The sequence below is a fragment of the Streptomyces sp. NBC_01244 genome (assembly GCF_035987325.1).
Classification (GTDB): Bacteria; Actinomycetota; Actinomycetes; order Streptomycetales; family Streptomycetaceae; genus Streptomyces.
In genome coordinates, this window is the sequence record NZ_CP108488.1 from 8,930,008 (window position 1) to 8,949,069 (window position 19,062).

Consider the following 19,062-nt stretch of genomic DNA (forward strand, 5'->3'; position numbering starts at 1 on the left):
GCGAGGGGCGGGCCGGCCGGCCTACGAGTCGGCCGCGTACGCCCACACCGCGCGCATCTCCGGCGACGGCGACGGGCCGGTCAGCCCCCGCTGGGTCAGCAGGATGGTGACGGCCCCCGTCGCGGGGACGATGTGGGCGGCGGTGCCGGTGCCGCCGATCCAGCCGTAGCGGCCCGGCACGTTCCACGGGTCGGTCGGCGTGACGTCGACCGACCCGCCGAACCCCCAGCCCTGGCCCTCCAGGAACAGTTCGGCCCCGGCCCGCTGGGCCGGAGTCAGCCAGTCGGTGGTCATCCGCCGCACCGAACCGGCCGAGAGCAGCGGGCCGCCCCCGTCGAGCAGCATCCGGGCGAAGCGGTGCAAGTCGTCCGCTGTGGAGACGAGCCCACCCGCACCGGACGGGAAGGCGGGGACGGCGCTCCACTGCCCGTCGGGGGCGTCCACGAGGTCGAGCCCGCCGTCCGTGCCGGCCCGGTACAGGTGCGTGAACCGGCCCGACTGCCCCGCGGGCACGGCGAACCCGGTGTCGGGCATGTCCAGCGGCTCGAAGATCCGCTCCGCCAGGAACTCCGGCAGCGAGCACCCCGCCACCCGGGCGATCAGCACCCCCAGCACGTCCGAGCAGGTGTTGTAGAGCCAGGCCTCGCCCGGCTGGCACAGCATCGGGATCCGGCCCAGCGCGGCCATCCACTCGTCCGGCCCCGCGACCTCCTGCGGCCGCGGCGGGCCCTGGCGCAGCTCGCCGAAGAGCGGTGCGACCGCTGGGAGCGAGAAGTCGGAGGGGAAGCCCCATCCCGCGCGGAAGGTCATCAGATCGGCCACCGTCACCGGCCGCTTCGCCGGGACCACGTCGTCGACCGGGCTCGCCGGTGTCCGTACGGCCACCGGTCCGGCGATCTCCGGCAGCCAGGGGGCGACCGCGTCGGTGAGCGCGAACCGGCCGTCCTCCACCAGCATCATGACCGCCGCCGCGGTGACCGGTTTGGTGAGCGAGGCGATCCGGAAGATCGAGTCGCGGACCATCGGGGCATCGCCCCCGGCGTCCGCACCGCCCACGGCGGCCACTTCGGGCTCCTTGCCGTCGCCGCGGTCCACCAGGGCCACCGCCCCCGGCAGGGTCTTGTCGTCCACGTACGGCCGGAGGATGTCGGTCAAACCGGTCACGAGCCCGCCCTTTCGAGATCGAGAGTCTGCCCTGCGGAGTCCCACAGCCGGCAGTGGTGCCGGGCCGCCGCGTCCACGGGGCGGATGCCGCCCGAGGGCACCGGCGCCAGGGACAGTACGGCGGGGGAGCGCGGCCACCACGGCCCCGTCCCGGGGGCGTTCGGATCGCCGGTCGCCGCGAACCGGGTCCAGTAGCCGCTCATGCGCTCCGCGAGCACCCGCTGAGCGGCGCCCATCGGGAGCCCGGTGTCGAAGAGGTACGGCAGCTCGGACCCGTGCGAGGCCCCGTACGGGAAGCCCGCCACGGGCGGCAGCCCGGTGAAGTCCGGTGCGCGCCGGTCGTCGAAAACGTAGTCGTACGTCGGCACGTGCCGCGCCAGCGCACGGCTGTCCCGCAGCTGCGGGCAGACGAAGGAGGCGTCCGTCAGCACGGCGGCGAAGGCCAGCGCGGGCGTCGGATGGGCCGTCACCGGATAGGCGGCCTCGACGAGTCCGGCCCGCGCCCCGAACGCGGCACGCAACCGGGACCGGTAGGCCTGCGGGTCGGCGACCGGGTGGGCGGGCAGGGTCTGCCCGAGGAAGATCCGCATCTCGTCGCGGGTCGAGCCCTGCACCACCGGGACCCGGTGGAACTCCCCGCGCTCCAGGGCCCGTCGGGGCTCGGTGGGGAGCAACGGGGTGCCGTAGGACACCGCGGAGAACAGCGTCATGAGTTCGGGTGTCGCCAGGGCCTCGGGGGCGAGCCGGCGCAGGCACCCCAGTACGTCCGCGGCCTCTCGCCGCCCGCAGCCGAGCCGGGCCGCCGCGGCGGCCCCCCGGGCCACGGTGCGGGGCTCCGGCACGAACGGCTCGTAGGCGGGCAGCGCGGGGAGCATCGAGTGTGCCGGGACGGTGAGCGAGCAGGAGCCGCTCTGCACGATCGCCCGGTGGAACAGGCCGGCCGACGCGGGGGAAGTGAGGTGCAGGCAGACGCTCAGGGCGCCGGCGGACTCGCCGAACACGGTGACGTTGCCGGGATCCCCGCCGAAGCGGGCCGCGTTCGCACGCACCCAGCGCAGGGCCGCCTGCTGGTCGGCGAGCGCGAAGTCGGGGGCGCCCTGGAGCGCGGGATGTCCGAAGAGCCCGAAGACGCCCAGCCGGTAGTTGACCGTGACGACCACGGCCCCGCCCGCCGACGCCAGCCGGCCCGGCCGGTACAGGTCCCCGGCACCGTTCATGAACCCGCCGCCGTGGAACCAGACCATGACGGGACGGCCGGAGGAGTCCGGGGCCGCCGGATGCGGAGCGGCCGGATGCGCGGTGGCCGGCTTCGGGGCCGTGACGTTGAGGAACAGGCAGTCCTCCGAGCCGCTCGGGCCACCCGGTCCCACCGCGGGCAGCTGCACGCAACGGGCCCCGGGCGCACCGGCATCCCGTACGCCCGACCAGCGCGCGGCGGGCTCCGGAAGCCGCCAGCGCAGCGGCCCCGTCGGCGGAGCGGCGTACGGGACCCCCTCGAAGGTGCGGTACCCCGCGGCCTCCCGCCCGCGCACCGCTCCCCGGTCGGTCTCGACGACGGGGCGTTCGGCGGTGCCGGTGCCGGTGCCGGTGCCGGTGCCGGGGGGCGGGGCGACCGGGGCCGCGGCATCCGGGGCGGCGGCCACGAGGAGGAGGGCCAGCAGCAGGGCTCCCGCGGACGCCATCAGCGGCCCCTCGTCAGCACGCCCCGGACGAAGGCCGCCTGCCCCGCGTGCTGGAGGTCGTCGCCGATCACGCTGACCAGCCGCACCCCCAGGGTCACCGGCGGGTCCCACCGCTCGTCGACCACCCGGTCCAGGTCGACGGCGGACAGCCCCCGCAGGAACCGCTCCGTCTGCGTGTGGACGGCGTCGAAGTAGCCCAGCAGCAGCTCACCCGAGTCGACCCGGACGGCGCCCACCTCGCGGGCGGTGTGCCCGTAGCCGGTCGAGCCGGGTGGCAGCGCCAGCCCGAACCGCTCCTCCCAGCCCTGCGCGTCCCAGACCTGATCCCAGCCGGCCGCGTCCGCCACGTGGTCGTCCTGGATCCGGGTCAGGTGCCAGACGAGCCAGGTGATCGAGTTCGCACCGGGATCGATCCGCGCATCGAGCTGTCCGGCCTCCAGCCCCTCGACGGCCTCGTGCACCACGCCCTGGATCCGGCCGAACGCGTCGGCCAGTACCTCCGTAGCCTTCATGCCCCCACCATGCCCACGGCGGGCGCCGACCGGGCCCGCGGCACCGCGGGGGACCCCCGTTTGCCCGCCCCGAATGGCGCAGCGCGGCCGGGTGCCGCTGAATGTAACAAAGCGTGCGCTTCCCATGACGCACGATGACCGGCGCGCGATGTGTAGACCCGCGCGTCGGCGAACGGAGCTTTCCATGAATGACCCGATCACGCTCGCCGCGACGGAGTACGAAGAACCGCGCCGGCTCCCCGACACCACCCACGTCCGGCCGCCGGCCCCCGGCACGGACGACCTCGACTTCCGCCCCGGGCCCGACTCCGCGCCCGGCTCCGGGCCCGAGTCCGGGACCGTACCTGAGGTCCAGGCCGGATCCGGATCGGGGGCAGGGGCCGCACCCGGCCCGGACCCCGGACCCCGGCCCGCAGGAGCGACCGCCCGCACCGTCCTGGAGACCGCCGCCACCGGCCGGCCGGTCCGGGAGGTCACCGACCTGGTGAACCTCCTCAAGGAATCCGGACAGGTCCCCAACCCCGGACACGCGGCGCTGCGCGCGGCCGCCGTGGCCCGACCCGTCCACGAGGTCCGCGAGATGGTGACCCTGCTGGGGGAGCCTCCGCACGAGCGGGTCGAAACCGACATCACGCTGCGGGCCGCCGCCCTCGGCCGGCCCATCGAGGACGTGGCCCTGCTCGTCAGCATCCTCGGCACGGGCGAACAGCCCCCGCAGCGCCGCCCCGAGCCGGTGGACCGGGTACGGACCCCCGTCCACACGCCAGCACCGCAGGCCCAGGCCCAGACCCAGGCCCCGGCCCCGGCCCGGGGCCCGTCCCCGACACCGGCCCGGGGAACGGCACGGCCGGGCAAGGGCGCGCTGCGCCACATACTGCGCTGGCCGGTGGCGCTCGCACTGCTCCTCTGCGGTGCGCTGCACGTCCCCGGTGATCTGGCGGCCTTGGCCTCCGGCAACCCGGGCGGGCTGCTCGCCCTGGCCGTCACCCTGCTCTGCCTGACCGCCGGCGCCCTGCTGGCGGTACGGGACACGGCCGGCGCGTGGCGGGCCGGCGCCGTGATCGCGCTCGGCGTGGCCGGGCTCCACGTGGTCGGCGGCGTCACCGGCTTCGACCCGCTCGGCGGTGCGGTCGGCGGCTCCCTGGAGTGGGCGGGCATCACGGCGGTGCTGAGCGCGGCGGCCGGCGCCGTACTCGCCGGCCTGGCCCTGCAGTACCGTCCGGCGGCCGACCCGGCCGACGGCGCCTGACCCGGGCGGAGAGGGGGCACGGGGCACGGACCCGGGCCCCCTCTCCGCCGGTCGTCGTCTCGCGGAGGAGGACACGCGATGGACCCGGTGGCCGCACTGGACCGGATCGCCTTCCTGCTGGAACGCGCCCAGGAACCGACCTACCGAGTCCAGGCCTTCCGTACGGCGGCCGCCGCCATCCGCAAGATGAGCGAGGGCGAGCCGGCCGAACGGGTCGCCGCGGGCACCCTCGAAGCGGTCAAGGGCATCGGCCCGAAAACCGCCCAGGTCGTCCGCGAAGCCCTCGGCGGAACGATCCCCGCGTACTTGCAGGGGCTGGAGGAGAAGGCCGCGGCCCACCCCGTGGGACCGCCGCCCGGCCCCGAGGCCCTCGCGCTGCGCGCCGCCCTGCGCGGCGACTGCCATCTGCACTCCGACTGGTCGGACGGCGGCAGCCCCATCGAGGCGATGGCCCGGGCCGCGGCCGCCCTCGGGCACGACTGGGCGGTGCTCACCGACCACTCGCCGCGCCTGACCGTGGCCCGGGGACTCTCCCCGGAACGGCTGCGGGAGCAATTGCGTACGGTCGCCGAGCTCAACGCGACCTGGGCCCCGTTCCGGCTGCTCACCGGCATCGAGTGCGACATCCTCGACGACGGCTCGCTGGACCAGGAGCCCGAACTCCTGGCCGAGGTGGACCTGGTGGTCGGCTCCGTCCACTCCAAGCTCCGGATGGACGCCCGCGCCATGACCCGGCGGATGGTCGCCGCCGTGCGCAACCCGCACCTCGACGTCCTCGGGCACTGCACCGGGCGGCTGGTGACGGGAAAGACCCGCCCGGAGTCGGAGTTCGACGCCGAGGCCGTCTTCGCGGCCTGCGCCGAGTCGGGCGCCGCCGTGGAGATCAACAGCCGGCCCGAGCGGCTGGACCCGCCGCGCCGGCTGCTGCGGCTCGCCGTGGCCGCGGGCACCCTCTTCGCGATCGACACCGACGCGCACGCCCCGGGACAGCTCGACTGGCAGACCCTCGGCTGCGAACGCGCCCTGGAATGCGGGGTGACGGCCGACCGCGTCGTCAACACCTGGTCCGAGGCCGAGCTCCTCGACTGGACCCGGACCCGCCGGACGCCGCGGCCCGGGTAGACCCGGCAGACCCGGTACGTACGTCAGTCCCCGTCAGCCCCCGTCAGCCCCCTCGGTCCCGTCGTCCGTCCGGGACGAGGTGAGGGTGAACAGCGCCCCGTCCGGATCGCGCAGCGACACCCACCGCTCGGTGGCGCTCGACCCGGGCTCGGACACCGGGCGGCCGCCCAGCGCGACCGCCGCCTCCACCGCCGGCTCCAGCGCGGGAACCCGGAAGTGCACGTGCCAGCGCGGCCGGGTGTACGGACTGTAGGAACCCGGCTCCACGGGACCGCTGTCGAGGCGCGCCACCGGCTCCCCGTCCTGGCGCAGCACGACGCGGTCCTCCTCGTACGCGACCTCGCAGCATCCCGCGCGGCCGGTGGCCCACTCCAGCACCTCCCCGTAGAAGATCGCCGACTCGAAGGCGTCCCGGGTGCGCAGCTCCAGCCATGCCGGGGCCTGTCCCGAACCGACCCGCCAGCCCGAGGAGACCTGGCCCTCCCAGATCCCGAACACGGCCCCGTCGCGGTCCGCCACCAGCGCGCCGCGGCCACCGGATTCGAAGGAGACCGGGCCGACCGCGATCGTGCCGCTGCGTTCCCGGATCCGGTCCACCGCCACGTCGGCGTCGTCGACCGCGAAGTACGGGGTCCAGGCCACGGCCACCGCGAGGTCCCCGGCCAGGGCCCCGATCCCGGCCACCGGCATCCCGTCCAGCTCGGCCACCGAGAAGGCCTCGCCGAGCCGCGCGGGCCGGAACCGCCAGCCCGCGACCTCTCCGTAGAACCGCTGCGCCGCGCCGAGATCCCGGGCCATCAGGCTCACCCAGCACGGCGCCCCGAAGACGTCCCTCGTCGAAATCTCCACCGTTTGCTCCGCCCTTCACCGGGGCGCGGTCAGCGCGCCGTCCCAGCACAAGCAGTAGCGCCCCGGCCCCGACCGCGGCCCGCAGGCGCGCCACCGGGACCACCGACCTTCTGCAACAACCTTTAGGGTTCCGCCCATGAGGATCATGAATTCCAAGGACGTCGACGCGGCCGTGTCGCTCACCACGAGGGCGTTGCGGGACGTGGCGCACCTGGACTGGGAGGTTCCGGCCACCGGCCTGGAGTGGAGCTGCCGCGACACCGCCGTCCACGTGGCCGAGGACTTCACTGCCTACGCCGCCCAGCTCACGGTCCGCGCGGCCGACGCGTACGTCCCCCTGGAGATACGGGCCGAGGAGGGGACCGGACCGGCCGGCCTCGTCGACATGATCGAGGCGTCCGGCGGGTTCCTGTCGGCCGCCGTGGCCCTCGCCGGACCCGGTGCCCGCGCGTGGCACCCGTACGGCGGGGCGGGCGCGGACGGCTTCGCGGCGATGGGCGTCGTCGAGACCTTGCTGCACACCCACGACATCCTCGGCGGACTCGGCGTCCACGACTGGGAACCGGACCCCGCGCTCGCCGAAGGGGTCCTGGACCGGCTCTTCCCGCACGTCCCGCGCGGCCGCGAGGCATGGCCGACCCTGCTCTGGGCGACGGGCCGGGGCGAACTCCCCGGCCTGGCCCGCCAGACGACCTGGCGCTGGTACACCGAACCCGTCGAGACCGAGCGCCTCCTGCTCTGCCCCATGTCCCCGGCGGTCGCGGCCGACCTGCAAGCCGGCGGCACCGGCGGCTTCGCCTGGGTCGAGGACGGACCCGCCGACGACACCCGGGAAGCCGGGGGGATCGTGACGAGGGCGCGCGAAGCGGGGACCTACCGCGCGGGCTGGGGACCGTACGTCATCGTCCGCACGAGCGACCGCAGGGCCATCGGCGGCATGGGCTTCCATGCGGCCCCGGACGCGGACGGGCGCTCCGAGATCGGCTACGACCTCGTCCCCTCGGCACGCGGCAACGGCTACGCCACCGAGACCCTGAAGGCACTGTCGGCCTGGGCCTTCGGGCAACCGGGCTTCACCCGGCTGGATGCCACGACGGACGAGGACAACGCACCCTCCCAGGCGGTGCTGCGGCGGGCCGGTTTCACCGAGGCCGGTGCGGGGGAGGGCCTGGTCCGGTACGTCCTACGGGGCTGAGCGTTCCCGCCGCGCCCCCCGGCTCGGAAAGCTGGTTCCGCATGGTGAGTTCCCAGGTCCCCGTGATCGATCTCGGCCCGTGGCGCTCCGGCGGGCCCGAGGTGCGCCGGCAGGTCGCCTCCCGCGTCGACGAGGCGCTCCAGGCGGCCGGGTTCCTGCTGGTGACCGGGCACGGAGTGGACCCGGAGCTGCCGGGCCGGATCCGGGAGGCGGCGCGGACCTTCTTCCGGCTCCCGGCCGCCGCCAAGGCCCCGTACGCCGTGCCGGTCGGCGGCCGCGGCTGGCTCGGCCCGGGCGCCGAGGCCAACAGCTACGCGGAGGGCGCGGCCTCCCCGCCCGACCTCAAGGAGTCCTGGTCCTTCGCGGCGGAGGAGCCGACCGGGAACGCCTCGGTGGACGCCGAATGGTTCCGGCCGAACGCGTGGCCGGCCGAAGTGCCCGCGCTGCACGGGCCGGTGACGCAGTACCTGTCCGCGATGCGGGCCCTCTCCGACGAGCTGCTGGAGCTGCTGGCGGCCGCGCTCGGCCTGGAGCCGGACCACTTCACCCGGCACACCCGCCACCCCACCTGGGGGTTCAACCTCAACTGGTACCCCGGCACCGAGATCCTCGGCCCGCCGCTGCCCGGCCAGTTCCGCATCGGCGCGCACACCGACTTCGGCACCGTCACCGTCCTCGACCGGCAGCAGGGCGCGGGCGGACTCCAGATCCATACCGACGCCGAGGGCTGGCAGGACGCCCCGTACGATCCGGCCGCGCTCACCGTGAACATCGGAGACCTGATGGCGCGCTGGACGGGCGACCGCTGGCGGGCGGGTCGCCACCGGGTCCTGCCGCCGCCCGCGGACGCGCCCGCCGAGGAGCTGATCTCGCTGGTCTACTTCTACGAGTGCGATCCGCACACCCGCGTGGAATCGCTCCCGGCGCCGCTGGGCCGGATCGCGCACGCGCCGGTCGACTCGCACGTCCACCTGAGGGCGCAGCTCGACGCGATCACCGTCCCGGAGGGGTAGGGGAGGGACGCGGCGGGGTGGCCGAGGGGCGGCGGCGGGGTGGCGGGAGAGCCCCGGGGGGACCCGATTACCCGATGTCCGGCGCGTTCGGCAGGATGGGACTCATGACCGAGATCCGTACCCCCCGCCTCCTCCTCCGCCGCTGGTCCGAGGACGACCTCGTCCCCCTGTCGGAGATCAATGCCGACCCCGAGGTGATGCGCTGGATCGGCGACGGCGAGACCCTCGACCTGGAGGAGACCGCCGAGACCATCGAGCGGTGGGAGGACGAGTGGGACGAGGAGGGCTTCGGGATCTTCGCCGTGGAGCTGCTGGCCTCCGGTGAGCTGATCGGAGCCGTGGGGCTCTCCATGCCGTGGTGGCTGCCCGAGGTACTGCCGGCGGCCGAGATCACCTGGAGGCTGGGCCGCTCCTACTGGGGCCAGGGCTACGGCTCCGAGGCCGCGCACGCCACGCTGGAGTTCGCCCTCCAGGAACGGGGCCTCGACCGGGTCGTCGCCATCAACCGGGCGGGCAACGACGAGTCCGAGAACGTGATCCGCAAGCTGGGGATGACCGCCGAGAAGGACATCAACCACCCGGAGACCCACGCACTCCTCAACCTCCACGGCATCGACCTGACGGAGTACGAGGGCTGAGCCCCCCGAGCCGGCCCGCCTGACCCGGCCCGTCCCCGCATCGACCGATCGGCCGACCCCGCTGTCGGCCGCCGGGCCGAGCGGCCGGGCGGCCCCGCGAGGTGAGGATGGGTACGGGGGAGCGGGCGCACCACCGGCCCCGCCCCCGGAACCGAGAGGGGCCCCGCCCATGCCGCAGCACGACCGCCCGCACCCGCGCCGCCGCGCACGAGGAACCCGTACCGCCCTCGCGGCCCTCGCCGGAGCCCTGCTGTTGGGGGCCTGCTCCAGCCCCGGCGCCCCGCCGGCCGCCGCCCCCGCGGCGTCCCCGCTCCCGACGGCCGCGACCACCCCGGGCGGCACCCTCCTGGTCGCCGACTTCGGGGCCGACACCGTCACCTTCGTGGACCCGGAGCACGGCGCGGTCGGCTCGGTGCCGGTCGGCAGGGCCCCGTACGGCCTGGTGGTCGGCGCGGACGGCCGGGCCTGGGTGGCCACGGCCGAGGGAGTCGCCGTCGTGGACACCCGGACGCGGACCCGGCAGGCCCTGATCCCGTACCGGACCACCGGGACCGGGCCCGTGACCGGCGGCGAGTACCGGGGCGGCGGCATGGGCATCGCGCTCTCGCCCGACGGCGCGCACGCGTACGCCGGGGTCAACGTGCCCGGGACCACCGGCGTCCTGGAGGTCATCGACACGGCGAAGAGGGAGGTCACGGCGGTGGTCCCGGTGGGCCGACGCCCCTTCGACGTGGACGTCTCGCGCGACGGCGCGGAGGTGTACGTCACCGGCCACGACTCCTTCGATGTCACGGTGGTCCCCGTCGGACCTGACGGAACCGGCGGAACCGGCGCAGGCGCCGCACCGGTGCGGCCGCGCCGCATCGAGGTCGCCCCGTACGGGACGCAGGGCGGCCTCGCCTCCTGGCTGAAGCCGCACTACGCCGTCGTACGGCCGGCGGACGGGATGCTGCTGCTCCCCTTCGAGGGCGAGCGGCTCGCGGTGGTGGATCCGAGGACGGGCCGCACCACGGTGGAGGAGATGACGGCCGACACCCACCAGCACGGGGCCACGGTCACGGCGGACGGCCGGCTCCTGGTGGTCGGGACCGGGGCGGTGGAACCGGGCAAGGGCAAGGGTCCCTCCCTCACGGTCCGGTCCCCGGACGGCTCGGAGCGGGTGTACCCGCTGGACGGGCCGCACGAGGACGTGGCCGTGTCCCGGGACGGGCGGACGGCCTACGTCACCGGGGGCTACACCCGCGACGGTTACTGGAACGGCATCACGGTCGTGGACCTCGACAGCGGGAACAGCCGCCGGCTCGCGGCGGGATCGCGGCCCCTGGGCATCGCGGTCCTGGGGTGAACGGTCCCGGAGTGAGCGGCGTCAGGCCGTGCAGGTGTCCAGCATGGTGGAGAGCATCTTCCTCTCGGGCTCGGTGACGGTCAGGCCGTACACGGACTTGACGGTGGTCCAGGCCCGCCCGTACTGGCACCAGGCCGTCTTCGACGGCGGCTGCCACAGGTCGGGACTCTGGTCGCCCTTCGACCGGTTCGACGAGGCCGTGACCGCAAGCAGTTGAGGGCGCGTCAGATCGTTCGCGAAGGCCTTGCGCTTCGCGGCGTCCCAGCCGGCCGCACCGGAGCGCCAGCCTTCGGCGAGGGGCACCATGTGGTCGATGTCGATCTTCGAGGCCTCGGTCACGACCACCTCGTCGTACAGGCTCTTCCAGGTCCCGGACACGGCCTTGCACTGGGAGTCCCGGGTGACGTTGGTGCCGTCCCGCTGGAGGATGACCTCACGGGTGTCGCACTTGTCGCCCTGCTCCGCCCAGTGCGTGAACTTGTCCCGGCTGTACCCGGACATGGTTCCCGGCGGCGCCACCTTCAGCGCGGCCAGCTGGGTACGGGCAACGGAGACGCCGACCATGCCGGGGAGCACGTCGCCTGAGGGGGGCTTCCCGTCGGCGGGAGTGGCGGAAGATCCGGGAGCGGTGGGACCGGCGGAGGCGGCCGACGTGGCGCCGCCCGGCTTCGGGTCGTCGCCGGGATCCGCCCCGGCCCCGCTCCCCGTCCCGGAACAGCCTGCGGCGGCCAGCAGCAGCACGGCCGCCAGTACCGCACCGGGCACACGTATCTGACGTCCCATGACCCCACCCCGAACCCCGCCGCACACTGTGTCCCGGGAAGACTACCCATGCCGGACGGGGCCCGAAGCCAGGCTCGTTGGCCCGGCGGGCGGCGAACGGTCCCCGGGCGCACGCCGGGTGACGTGCGGGGGGCGGCCGCCGGAGGGGCGGCGCGGGCCGCCCGCCCGCGGTGCCTTGGTTGCGCGGGGCCGCGCCTGCCGGGCTTTCAGGCGCCGTGGGCGCGCAGCCACGCCTCCAGGGCGGCGAAGTCGGCGTCCCCGAGTCCGATCCGGGGGTCGACCCGGTGGAGGAGGGCCGGGCCGGGGTGGTGGGCGGACACCCACCGGCGGTCCGCGTCGCCGATCTCGTCGTCGACCCACGCGAACGCCCGGCCCGCGGCCCACGCGACGAGGCCTGCGGTCTTCCAGTGGGTGCCGCTCCCGACGTCCTCGGCGGAGGGCTCGGGCCAGTCCGCCACCGGCAGGTCCGGCAGCCCGAGCCGAGGGGCGACGCAGGCATTGGCGTCGTCCATCCAGGTCGTGGCCCAGACGAGTTCGCACGGCAGTCCGGCGAGCCGCGGCCCCAGTGCGGGATCGAGCCGGGAGAGGAGGGGGTGCCGGCCGGCTCCGGCGGGCGCGCCGGGGGACTCGTAGACCGGGTGGCCCTGCGCGGATCCGAACGGGATGAGGGGTCCGTCCACGTCCAGGAAGAGGACGGGCCGCGCCACGAGGGAGGTCGGGGGAGTCGGGGGGTTCGTCATGCGGCACAGCGATACCACGCCCCGGGACCTGCGCGAGCGGCGGCCCGGGAGGGAACCGCGGCCCACGCGGAGCCCTCTACCCGGCCGGAAGGGGGAGACGACATGACAACGACTGCGGTATCCCGGACCGGGCGGACGGCCCTGGCCGGGCTGGTGCTGCTCCTGTGCGCCGGACTCGCGGCCTGCGGCACCGTACGGGCCGGGGAGGCGGCCGGTCCCGCCGCTCCCACGGCGGCGCCCGGTCCGGAACGCTGCGACCTGGACGGGGCGACGGGTACGGATGCCGGCGCGGGCGGGGCCACCACCGCGCCCGACATCCCGACGGAGGAGCAGACCGGCGGATACGCGGGCCCGCCGACGGACGAGGAGACGGGCGGATACGCCGGTCCACCGACCGACGAGGAGACGGGCGCCTACGCCGGCCCGCCCACGGACGGGGAGACCGGGGGTGATGCCGGTCCCCCGACCGACCAGGAGACGGGCGGCCCTGCCGGTCCGCCCACCGATCAGGACACCGGCGCGCCCGACCCGCCCACGGACGGCACCTCCGCACCCGGCGCCGCCACCAATGGCGCGGGTCCTTGCGGCGCGGCCGGGTGGTTCGACATGAGGCGGGACTTCGTCGCCTATTACGCGGAGCACCGCACCGACGAGGACACGTTCATCTCCGCGGACGGCATCGGTGACGTCCGCGTCCGCAAGGTGCGCGGGAGGGGCATCGCGGAGGTGACCTTCACCACCCGCGCGGTGGGCAAGGGCCGCGGCGACGACGCCCGCAGGGTGGTACGGGTCTTCGCGGCCTGGCGGCACGAGGTGTACGGGGGCACGGACGCGGGCAGCGTCACGGTTCGTACGCGCGAGGAGTTCCCCGTGACCGTCACCGAGGACTGGTGACCCCGGGCCGGCCCCGCTCGGAACGCCCGCCCACGAGAATCCCCACGATCCCCGGAACAGGAATCAGAGGCAGAACCGCCGTGACCGACGACGCCGCCAACGAACCGCACGTCCCCTCCGACGCGGAGCGCGCGGCCCGTGCCCGGGTGCGGGAGCGGGCCACCGGCCTGACCCACCACCAGACCGAGGAGGCGCTCGAGGCCGCCGAGGCCGCCGCCGTGGTGGCCGCGGGCGACCTGGAGAGCGCCGACGCCGTCACCCGCGCCGCCGTCGCGGAATGGCGGCGCATCACGGAGCTGCTCTTCGACCACGGTGGTCCGTACTCTCCCGATACGGACGCTTTCGTCCAGGGGCAGCTCACGGCCCGCGAGGCCCACGTCGACCCCAACCAGGGCTTGGGGGAGTCATAAGGTCTGGTTATAGGGGCATAACCAGGGGGCGGGTGCCGGGTTAGGCTGCCCTTAGCTTAGGGTTCCCTTGATCGAGTCTTTCGCCGTTCGAAGGGAACCCAGCCATGCCTCGCCACCTGCGGGTAGCAATCGTCGGTGCCGGCCCCGCCGGCATCTACGCCGCCGACGCCCTGCTGAAGTCCGAGGCGGCCGTCGACCCGGGCGTGTCCATCGACATCTTCGAGCGGATGCCGGCCCCCTTCGGTCTGATCCGCTACGGCGTGGCTCCCGACCACCCCCGTATCAAGGGCATCATCACCGCCCTGCACCAGGTGCTCGACAAGCCGCAGGTCCGCCTCTTCGGCAACGTCGACTACCCGAACGACATCAGCCTCGACGAGCTGCGCTCCTTCTACGACGCCGTGATCTTCTCCACCGGCGCCACCGCGGACCGCGCGCTCACCATCCCGGGCGTCGACCTCGACGGCTCCTACGGCGCCGCCGACTTCGTCTCCTGGTACGACGGCCACCCCGACGTGCCGCGCACCTGGCCGCTGGAGGCCGAGAAGGTCGCCGTCCTCGGCGTCGGCAACGTGGCCCTCGACGTGGCCCGGATCCTCGCCAAGACCGCCGACGAGCTGCTGCCGACCGAGATCCCGGCGAACGTGCACGACGGCCTCAAGGCCAACAAGGCCCTCGAAGTCCACGTCTTCGGCCGCCGCGGCCCCGCGCAGGCCAAGTTCAGCCCGATGGAGCTGCGCGAGCTGGACCACTCGCCGAACATCGAGGTCATCGTCAACCCCGAGGACATCGACTACGACGAGGGTTCGATCACCACCCGCCGCTCCAACAAGCAGGCGGACATGGTCGCCAAGACCCTGGAGAACTGGGCGATCCGCGACATAGGCGAGCGCCCGCACAAGCTCTTCCTGCACTTCTTCGAGTCGCCCACCGAGATCCTCGGCGAGGACGGCAAGGTCGTGGGCCTGCGCACCGAGCGCACCGAGCTCGACGGCACCGGCAACGTCAAGGGCACCGGCACGTTCACCGACTGGGACGTCCAGTCCGTCTACCGCGCCGTCGGCTACCTCTCCGACGAGCTGCCCAAGCTGCCGTGGGACGTCGACTCCGGCACGGTTCCGGACGAGGGCGGCCGCGTCATCGAAGCCGGCGCGCACCTGGCGTCCACGTACGTCACCGGCTGGATCCGCCGCGGTCCCATCGGCCTGATCGGCCACACCAAGGGCGACGCCAACGAGACGGTCGCGAACCTGCTCGCCGATCACGCGGACGGCCGCCTGCTGACCCCGTCCACTCCCGAGCCGGAGGCGGTCGAGACCTTCCTCACGGAGAAGGAGGTCCGCTTCACGACGTGGGAGGGCTGGTACAAGCTCGACGCCGCCGAGAAGGCGCTGGGTGAGCCGCAGGGCCGCGAGCGCGTGAAGCTCGTCGAGCGCGAGGACATGCTCAAGGCGAGCGGGGCGTAGTCCGGCCCGTCGCGACCCGGCCGGTCCCGCGGAGCGCGGGCCCGGCCGGACCGCTGTGCGGGCGTGCGGGCGTGCGGGCGCGTCTTACGGAAGTCTGACGGGCGGCCGCGAACCCTGGCCGCCGGGGCGGTGCAGGTGGTCGAATCGGCACGTGAGCAGAGCAGATCAGCAAGCCGGTCCCGGCCTCGGCCCCGACCCCGACCCCGCGTCCGACCCCGACGGCCGCGGTGCCCCCGTGGGCCGGCGGCTGGTCCTCGGCATGGTGGGGGTCGGCGCCCTCGGCCTGGTCCTCGCGCCGCGGCTCCAGTCGGGGTTCGACGCCGTCCTGGGCGCGGCCGCCGAAAAGGACCCCACCGGGCTCACCGGACTGCTACCGGGCGGCGGCGGGTTCCGGTACTACTCGGTCGCCTCCTCGGTCCCCGAACGCGGCCCGGCCGACTACCGGCTGACCGTCGGCGGCCTGGTCGAGCGCCCGGCCACGTACACGCTCGACGCGCTGCGGGCCCTGCCGCAGACCCGGATCGTCCGCGACGTCCAGTGCGTCACGGGCTGGCGGGTTCCCGAGACCCCCTTCGAGGGCGTCCCGCTCTTCCGGCTCCTGGACGCCGCCGGGGTCCATCCCGAGGCCCGCGCGATCCGCTTCACCTGTTTCGACGGCACCTACACCGAGAGCCTCACGCTGCCGCAGGCCCGCCGCGAGGACGTCATGGTCGCCCTGAACATGCAGGACAAGCCCCTCAGCCACGCCCACGGCGGTCCGGTCCGCCTCTACGCGGCTCCCATGTACTTCTACAAGTCGGCGAAATGGTTGTCGGGCATCACCCTCACCCGGGACGTGCAGCCCGGCTACTGGGAGGAACTCGGCTACGACGTCGACGCCTGGGTCGGCAAGTCGAACGGACGCGACGATGCCCCGACCGTCTGACATCCCGGCCGGTTCCCCGGCCTCCGACGCGGACCGGGTGGACGGCGCGTACGGCACGGACGGCGTGAACTGTGCGGACGGCGTGGCCGAACGCCCCGCCCGCCTGGGCCGGTTCAGCCCCGCCGAACGACTGGTCCACCTGGCCACCGCCGCCCTGACCGGGGTGTGTCTGGCGAGTGCCGCCTGCCTCTACCTGCCGCCCCTCGCCGAACTCGTGGGCCGCCGCCACCTCGTGGTCACCGTCCACGAGTGGTCCGGACTGCTGATCCCGGCCCCCACCCTGCTGGGGCTCGGCTCCCGGGCCTTCCGCGGGGACCTGCGCCGGCTCAACCGCTTCGGCCCGCACGACCGCACCTGGCTGCGCTCCGCCCTGCGCCGCGACCACCGGCCGGGCGCCCGCCCGGCGGGCAAGTTCAACGCCGGGCAGAAGCTCTACGCCGGCTGGAGCGCCGGGGCCGCCCTCGTGATGCTCGGCACCGGTCTGCTGATGTGGTTCACCGGGCTGGCCCCGCTGTCCTGGCGGACCGGGGCCACCTTCGTCCACGACTGGCTGGCCATCGCGCTGACCGTGGCCGTCGTGGGTCACGTCATGATGGCCCTCGGCGATCCGGAGGCCCGGCGCGGTATGCGGACGGGCTCGGTGGACGCCGACTGGGCGCGGCGCGAGCACCCCCTGTGGCGCCCGTACGGATCCTCCGCCGCGCGGTCGCAGCGCCCCCCTGTTCCGGCTACTCCGGCGGAACCGCGGCGTCCAGGGCGGCGGTGAGCCGCCGCAGGCGGTCCTGAAGCTCCCTGATCTCGCCGAGCTCGAAGCCGGTCGCGGCCGCGATGCGCCGGGGCACCTCGACGGCCCGGGCGCGCAGGGCAGTACCGGTCTCGGTCGGCCGGACGTGCACGGAGCGTTCGTCGGCGGCGCTGCGCTCGCGCACGAGCAGGCCGGCCGCTTCCAGCCGCTTGAGGAGGGGGGAGAGCGTGCCCGAGTCGAGCCGCAGGTGCTGCCCGAGCTGTTTGACCGGCATCTCGCCGTGCTCCCACAGCACCAGCATCACCAGGTACTGGGGATAGGTCAGCCCGAGGTCCTTCAGGACGACGCGGTAGAGCCCGCCGAAGGCGCGGTTCGCCGCGCCGAGCGCGAAACAGATCTGGCCGTCGAGGCGCAGGAAGTCCTGGTCGGGGAGGACGTCGGTCGGTTGCTCGGTCATGGGGGCAAGTGTACCCGGGGTCCCGTGTCGGCAACTGAATTGTGCACAACTTAATTGTGTGCCATATTGATGGAGCGAGGCCGTCGGTCGACGGCCCGCCTCCGCCCCGTGAGAGGAACCCCCGAGATGGACGCGATCTACACCGCTGTCGCCACCGCCAACGGCCGTGAAGGCCGCGCCGTCAGCTCCGACGGCCAGATCGACCTGGCGCTGGCCATGCCGCCGGCCCTCGGTGGCAGCGGCCTGGGCACCAACCCCGAGCAGCTCTTCGCCGCCGGGTACGCCGCCTGCTTCGCCAGTGCCCTCGGGCTGGTCGGCCGCCAGGCCAAGGTCGACACCAGTGAGATCTCGGTGACCTCGGAGGTCTCCATCGGCAAGGACGGTGCGGGCTTCGGGCTGGCCGTCGTCCTGCGCGTGGAACTCCCCGAGAACCTGATGGGCGAGACCGGCACCCTGCTGGTCAAGCAGGCGCACGAGGTCTGCCCCTACTCCCGGGCCACGCGCGGCAACATCCCCGTCGAGCTCGTCGTCGAGTAGTCCGGCGATCCAGGGCGGCGGTTCGGGGCGGGATGCCCGAGCCGCTGCCCTGTCGTGTCAGTGAGCCGTGCCGGCCGCATGCGCCGTCCCCGCCGTCCCCGCCGCCCCCGCCGCGCGGGCGGTGAGGGCGGCCGCTCCGGCGTCCGTGAGCCGGCCGTGCAGGCGCAGGCGGGCGAATCCGCCGTCGGGGTACACGTCGATCCGGGCGTGTGTGGCCAGGACCGGCGCGTCGAGCGGCAGCCGGTGCGGGCTGTCGGGCTCCAGCCGGGTGCGCGGCAGGACCCGCGTCCACGCGCCGTCCGCGCCGTCCTTGACGGACAGTGACACCCAGCCGGCTGCGTTCCCCTTCAGGTTCGCGGTGTCCACCTCCACCGCACGGATCTCGCACTGCCCGGCCAGCCGGTACGCGATCCAGTCGTTCCCCTTGTCGCGGCGCCGGCGCGTTTCCCAGCCGTCGTCCTGCTTCTGCGACAGACCCGGCATGATCGTGTTCCCGGGGGAGGAGTAGAAGCCGTCCGAGGCCTCCTCCACGACCCCGCCGTTGACCACGCAGGCCACGTCCACCGTGCCGAGCAGGGCCAGCCACTGCGGGTCGGGCAGCACCTCCCCGTGCACCCGCAGGCGCGCGATGCCGCCGTCGGGGTGCTGGTTGATCCGCAGGTGTGTCCAGCGGCGCCCGGACCCGACCGCGAACCCGTTCGCGGCGTGGCCGCGCACCGGGGTGCGGGGCACGATCTCCTCCCAGGCGTCCGCCCGTTCGAGGAGTTCGGCGGTCGAGGGCGTCCCCTCGAAGGCGGCCGCCCACACGCTGACCTGCTGCGGGTGGTTGCCGCGGAAGTGTGCGGTGTCGACGACGATCCCGCGGATGATGCCGGGGGAGCCGAGGCGGATCAGCGCCCAGTCGTGATCGCGGTCCGTCGGGAACGGCTCGTCCGCGCCCGCCCCGCGACGCCGCCGGGTCTCCCAGCCGTCCATCACCTTCCCCTTGTTGCCGTAGTCGTGCACGTCGAAGACGGCCGGAGTGCGCAGCAGGAGGTTCTCCCGCTCGGCGAAGAACTCGTCGTTGGCCGCGATGACCCCCGCGCCGAGCCGGCGGTCGGCGAGGTCAGTCAGGTGGGAGAACTCGAAGGTGGCGCCCCGGTAGTCGGCGTACGGGTCGCCCGACACGTAGGGCGCGGCGGCGAAGTCGGTGGTGGGGAGCTGCATGAGTGGAGGCCTGCTTTCCGTTGTGGAGAAAGGGAGTTGGGGCTCGGGGGGATGCCTCGACTCTCGCCCACCGGGATTGCTCAGGTCTATCGATTGTTTTCGATCATTCCTTTCAGGAGGGCTGAACGGT

20 protein-coding genes are annotated in these 19,062 nt (G+C 74.3%); 12 read left to right on the forward strand and 8 right to left on the reverse strand.

What is annotated here, in order from left to right; genetic code table 11:
- Positions 1 to 21 precede the first annotated feature (21 nt).
- From OG247_RS39725 to OG247_RS39735, 3 genes are read right to left on the reverse strand one after another with little or no spacing between them, the layout of a single operon-like run.
- Positions 22 to 1,164, reverse strand: a complete 1,143-nt coding sequence (locus OG247_RS39725; protein WP_327256820.1) for a serine hydrolase domain-containing protein — start codon at positions 1,162 to 1,164, stop codon at positions 22 to 24.
- Positions 1,161 to 2,846 (reverse strand): carboxylesterase/lipase family protein, encoded by a 1,686-nt coding sequence (locus tag OG247_RS39730; RefSeq protein ID WP_327256821.1) that lies wholly within the window; start codon positions 2,844 to 2,846, stop codon positions 1,161 to 1,163. Before OG247_RS39730 ends, OG247_RS39725 begins: the two co-directional genes overlap by 4 nt.
- Entirely contained in the window at positions 2,846 to 3,358 is a 513-nt protein-coding gene (locus OG247_RS39735; protein ID WP_327256822.1) for a mycothiol transferase, read from the reverse strand. Before OG247_RS39735 ends, OG247_RS39730 begins: the two co-directional genes overlap by 1 nt.
- 184 nt (positions 3,359 to 3,542) lie before the next feature.
- Between OG247_RS39735 and OG247_RS39740 the strand changes: the two genes are divergently transcribed.
- Together OG247_RS39740 and OG247_RS39745 are read left to right on the forward strand one after the other, a co-directional pair.
- The gene (locus tag OG247_RS39740) at positions 3,543 to 4,607 is read left to right on the forward strand and encodes a hypothetical protein (protein WP_327256823.1); all 1,065 of its coding nucleotides are present in this window, start codon (positions 3,543 to 3,545) and stop codon (positions 4,605 to 4,607) included.
- A 78-nt stretch (positions 4,608 to 4,685) separates the two neighbouring features.
- A complete protein-coding gene (locus OG247_RS39745; RefSeq protein ID WP_327256824.1) occupies positions 4,686 to 5,729 on the forward strand; it encodes a PHP domain-containing protein in 1,044 nt (347 codons plus the stop codon).
- A gap of 33 nt (positions 5,730 to 5,762) precedes the next feature.
- On the opposite strand, the gene OG247_RS39750 is transcribed toward OG247_RS39745, so the two are convergent.
- Positions 5,763 to 6,527: a VOC family protein gene (locus tag OG247_RS39750; RefSeq protein ID WP_327257795.1), complete on the reverse strand. Its 765-nt coding sequence runs from the start codon at positions 6,525 to 6,527 to the stop codon at positions 5,763 to 5,765.
- A gap of 187 nt (positions 6,528 to 6,714) precedes the next feature.
- Here OG247_RS39750 and OG247_RS39755 point away from each other — a divergent pair, with 187 nt between their 5' ends.
- The 4 genes from OG247_RS39755 to OG247_RS39770 all read left to right on the forward strand — a co-directional run bounded on the left by OG247_RS39755 (position 6,715) and on the right by OG247_RS39770 (position 10,769).
- Positions 6,715 to 7,773 carry a GNAT family N-acetyltransferase gene (locus OG247_RS39755; RefSeq protein ID WP_327256825.1) on the forward strand — a complete coding sequence of 353 codons (1,059 nt, stop codon included), beginning with the start codon at positions 6,715 to 6,717 and terminating at the stop codon, positions 7,771 to 7,773.
- Between the two features lie 41 nt (positions 7,774 to 7,814).
- Positions 7,815 to 8,786, forward strand: coding sequence for an isopenicillin N synthase family dioxygenase (locus OG247_RS39760; RefSeq protein WP_327256826.1), 972 nt, complete (start codon positions 7,815 to 7,817; stop codon positions 8,784 to 8,786).
- A 104-nt stretch (positions 8,787 to 8,890) separates the two neighbouring features.
- On the forward strand, positions 8,891 to 9,424 hold the full coding sequence (locus OG247_RS39765; RefSeq protein ID WP_327256827.1) for a GNAT family N-acetyltransferase: 534 nt from the start codon (positions 8,891 to 8,893) through the stop codon (positions 9,422 to 9,424).
- A 169-nt stretch (positions 9,425 to 9,593) separates the two neighbouring features.
- Positions 9,594 to 10,769, forward strand: coding sequence for a YncE family protein (locus OG247_RS39770; protein WP_327256828.1), 1,176 nt, complete (start codon positions 9,594 to 9,596; stop codon positions 10,767 to 10,769).
- Positions 10,770 to 10,790: 21 nt separating this feature from the next.
- Here the strand turns inward: OG247_RS39770 and OG247_RS39775 are convergent, their stop codons facing one another.
- On the reverse strand, positions 10,791 to 11,552 hold the full coding sequence (locus tag OG247_RS39775; protein ID WP_327256829.1) for a GmrSD restriction endonuclease domain-containing protein: 762 nt from the start codon (positions 11,550 to 11,552) through the stop codon (positions 10,791 to 10,793).
- A 206-nt stretch (positions 11,553 to 11,758) separates the two neighbouring features.
- A complete protein-coding gene (locus tag OG247_RS39780; RefSeq protein WP_327256830.1) occupies positions 11,759 to 12,292 on the reverse strand; it encodes an HAD domain-containing protein in 534 nt (177 codons plus the stop codon).
- A 102-nt stretch (positions 12,293 to 12,394) separates the two neighbouring features.
- Between OG247_RS39780 and OG247_RS39785 the strand changes: the two genes are divergently transcribed.
- The 5 genes from OG247_RS39785 (at position 12,395) to OG247_RS39805 (ending at position 16,753) form a co-directional block, all read left to right on the forward strand.
- Positions 12,395 to 13,186 (forward strand): hypothetical protein, encoded by a 792-nt coding sequence (locus OG247_RS39785; RefSeq protein ID WP_327256831.1) that lies wholly within the window; start codon positions 12,395 to 12,397, stop codon positions 13,184 to 13,186.
- Positions 13,187 to 13,266: 80 nt separating this feature from the next.
- Positions 13,267 to 13,596, forward strand: a complete 330-nt coding sequence (locus OG247_RS39790; RefSeq protein WP_327256832.1) for a hypothetical protein — start codon at positions 13,267 to 13,269, stop codon at positions 13,594 to 13,596.
- 104 nt (positions 13,597 to 13,700) lie between these two features.
- Positions 13,701 to 15,062: an FAD-dependent oxidoreductase gene (locus tag OG247_RS39795; RefSeq protein WP_327256833.1), complete on the forward strand. Its 1,362-nt coding sequence runs from the start codon at positions 13,701 to 13,703 to the stop codon at positions 15,060 to 15,062.
- A 259-nt stretch (positions 15,063 to 15,321) separates the two neighbouring features.
- Positions 15,322 to 15,987, forward strand: coding sequence for a molybdopterin-dependent oxidoreductase (locus OG247_RS39800; RefSeq protein ID WP_327257796.1), 666 nt, complete (start codon positions 15,322 to 15,324; stop codon positions 15,985 to 15,987).
- A 103-nt stretch (positions 15,988 to 16,090) separates the two neighbouring features.
- Positions 16,091 to 16,753: a cytochrome b/b6 domain-containing protein gene (locus tag OG247_RS39805; protein WP_327257797.1), complete on the forward strand. Its 663-nt coding sequence runs from the start codon at positions 16,091 to 16,093 to the stop codon at positions 16,751 to 16,753.
- On the opposite strand, the gene OG247_RS39810 is transcribed toward OG247_RS39805, so the two are convergent.
- A complete protein-coding gene (locus OG247_RS39810) occupies positions 16,716 to 17,189 on the reverse strand; it encodes a MarR family winged helix-turn-helix transcriptional regulator (RefSeq protein ID WP_327256834.1) in 474 nt (157 codons plus the stop codon). The two genes, OG247_RS39805 and OG247_RS39810, sit on opposite strands and share 38 nt — an antisense overlap.
- A gap of 126 nt (positions 17,190 to 17,315) precedes the next feature.
- On the opposite strand from OG247_RS39810, the gene OG247_RS39815 reads away from it, so the two are divergent.
- The gene (locus OG247_RS39815; RefSeq protein WP_327256835.1) at positions 17,316 to 17,726 is read left to right on the forward strand and encodes an organic hydroperoxide resistance protein; all 411 of its coding nucleotides are present in this window, start codon (positions 17,316 to 17,318) and stop codon (positions 17,724 to 17,726) included.
- A gap of 57 nt (positions 17,727 to 17,783) precedes the next feature.
- Here OG247_RS39815 and alc read toward each other — a convergent pair whose 3' ends face one another.
- Entirely contained in the window at positions 17,784 to 18,932 is a 1,149-nt protein-coding gene (gene alc, locus OG247_RS39820) for an allantoicase (RefSeq protein ID WP_327256836.1), read from the reverse strand.
- Positions 18,933 to 19,062 lie beyond the last annotated feature (130 nt).

Excerpts from the sequence above, each read along its gene's own strand:
- OG247_RS39730 (WP_327256821.1), bottom strand. The coding sequence starts at position 2,846 with ATGGCGTCCGCGGGAGCCCTGCTGCTGGCCCTCCTCCTCGTGGCCGCC.
- OG247_RS39810 (WP_327256834.1), bottom strand. The coding sequence starts at position 17,189 with ATGACCGAGCAACCGACCGACGTCCTCCCCGACCAGGACTTCCTGCGC.
- OG247_RS39775 (WP_327256829.1), bottom strand. The coding sequence starts at position 11,552 with ATGGGACGTCAGATACGTGTGCCCGGTGCGGTACTGGCGGCCGTGCTG.
- OG247_RS39765 (WP_327256827.1), top strand. The coding sequence starts at position 8,891 with ATGACCGAGATCCGTACCCCCCGCCTCCTCCTCCGCCGCTGGTCCGAG.
- OG247_RS39780 (WP_327256830.1), bottom strand. The coding sequence starts at position 12,292 with ATGACGAACCCCCCGACTCCCCCGACCTCCCTCGTGGCGCGGCCCGTC.
- OG247_RS39745 (WP_327256824.1), top strand. The coding sequence starts at position 4,686 with ATGGACCCGGTGGCCGCACTGGACCGGATCGCCTTCCTGCTGGAACGC.
- OG247_RS39755 (WP_327256825.1), top strand. The coding sequence starts at position 6,715 with ATGAGGATCATGAATTCCAAGGACGTCGACGCGGCCGTGTCGCTCACC.
- OG247_RS39770 (WP_327256828.1), top strand. The coding sequence starts at position 9,594 with ATGCCGCAGCACGACCGCCCGCACCCGCGCCGCCGCGCACGAGGAACC.
- OG247_RS39740 (WP_327256823.1), top strand. The coding sequence starts at position 3,543 with ATGAATGACCCGATCACGCTCGCCGCGACGGAGTACGAAGAACCGCGC.
- OG247_RS39785 (WP_327256831.1), top strand. The coding sequence starts at position 12,395 with ATGACAACGACTGCGGTATCCCGGACCGGGCGGACGGCCCTGGCCGGG.
- OG247_RS39815 (WP_327256835.1), top strand. The coding sequence starts at position 17,316 with ATGGACGCGATCTACACCGCTGTCGCCACCGCCAACGGCCGTGAAGGC.
- OG247_RS39760 (WP_327256826.1), top strand. The coding sequence starts at position 7,815 with ATGGTGAGTTCCCAGGTCCCCGTGATCGATCTCGGCCCGTGGCGCTCC.
- OG247_RS39735 (WP_327256822.1), bottom strand. The coding sequence starts at position 3,358 with ATGAAGGCTACGGAGGTACTGGCCGACGCGTTCGGCCGGATCCAGGGC.
- OG247_RS39750 (WP_327257795.1), bottom strand. The coding sequence starts at position 6,527 with ATGGCCCGGGATCTCGGCGCGGCGCAGCGGTTCTACGGAGAGGTCGCG.
- OG247_RS39795 (WP_327256833.1), top strand. The coding sequence starts at position 13,701 with ATGCCTCGCCACCTGCGGGTAGCAATCGTCGGTGCCGGCCCCGCCGGC.
- OG247_RS39800 (WP_327257796.1), top strand. The coding sequence starts at position 15,322 with ATGGTGGGGGTCGGCGCCCTCGGCCTGGTCCTCGCGCCGCGGCTCCAG.
- alc (WP_327256836.1), bottom strand. The coding sequence starts at position 18,932 with ATGCAGCTCCCCACCACCGACTTCGCCGCCGCGCCCTACGTGTCGGGC.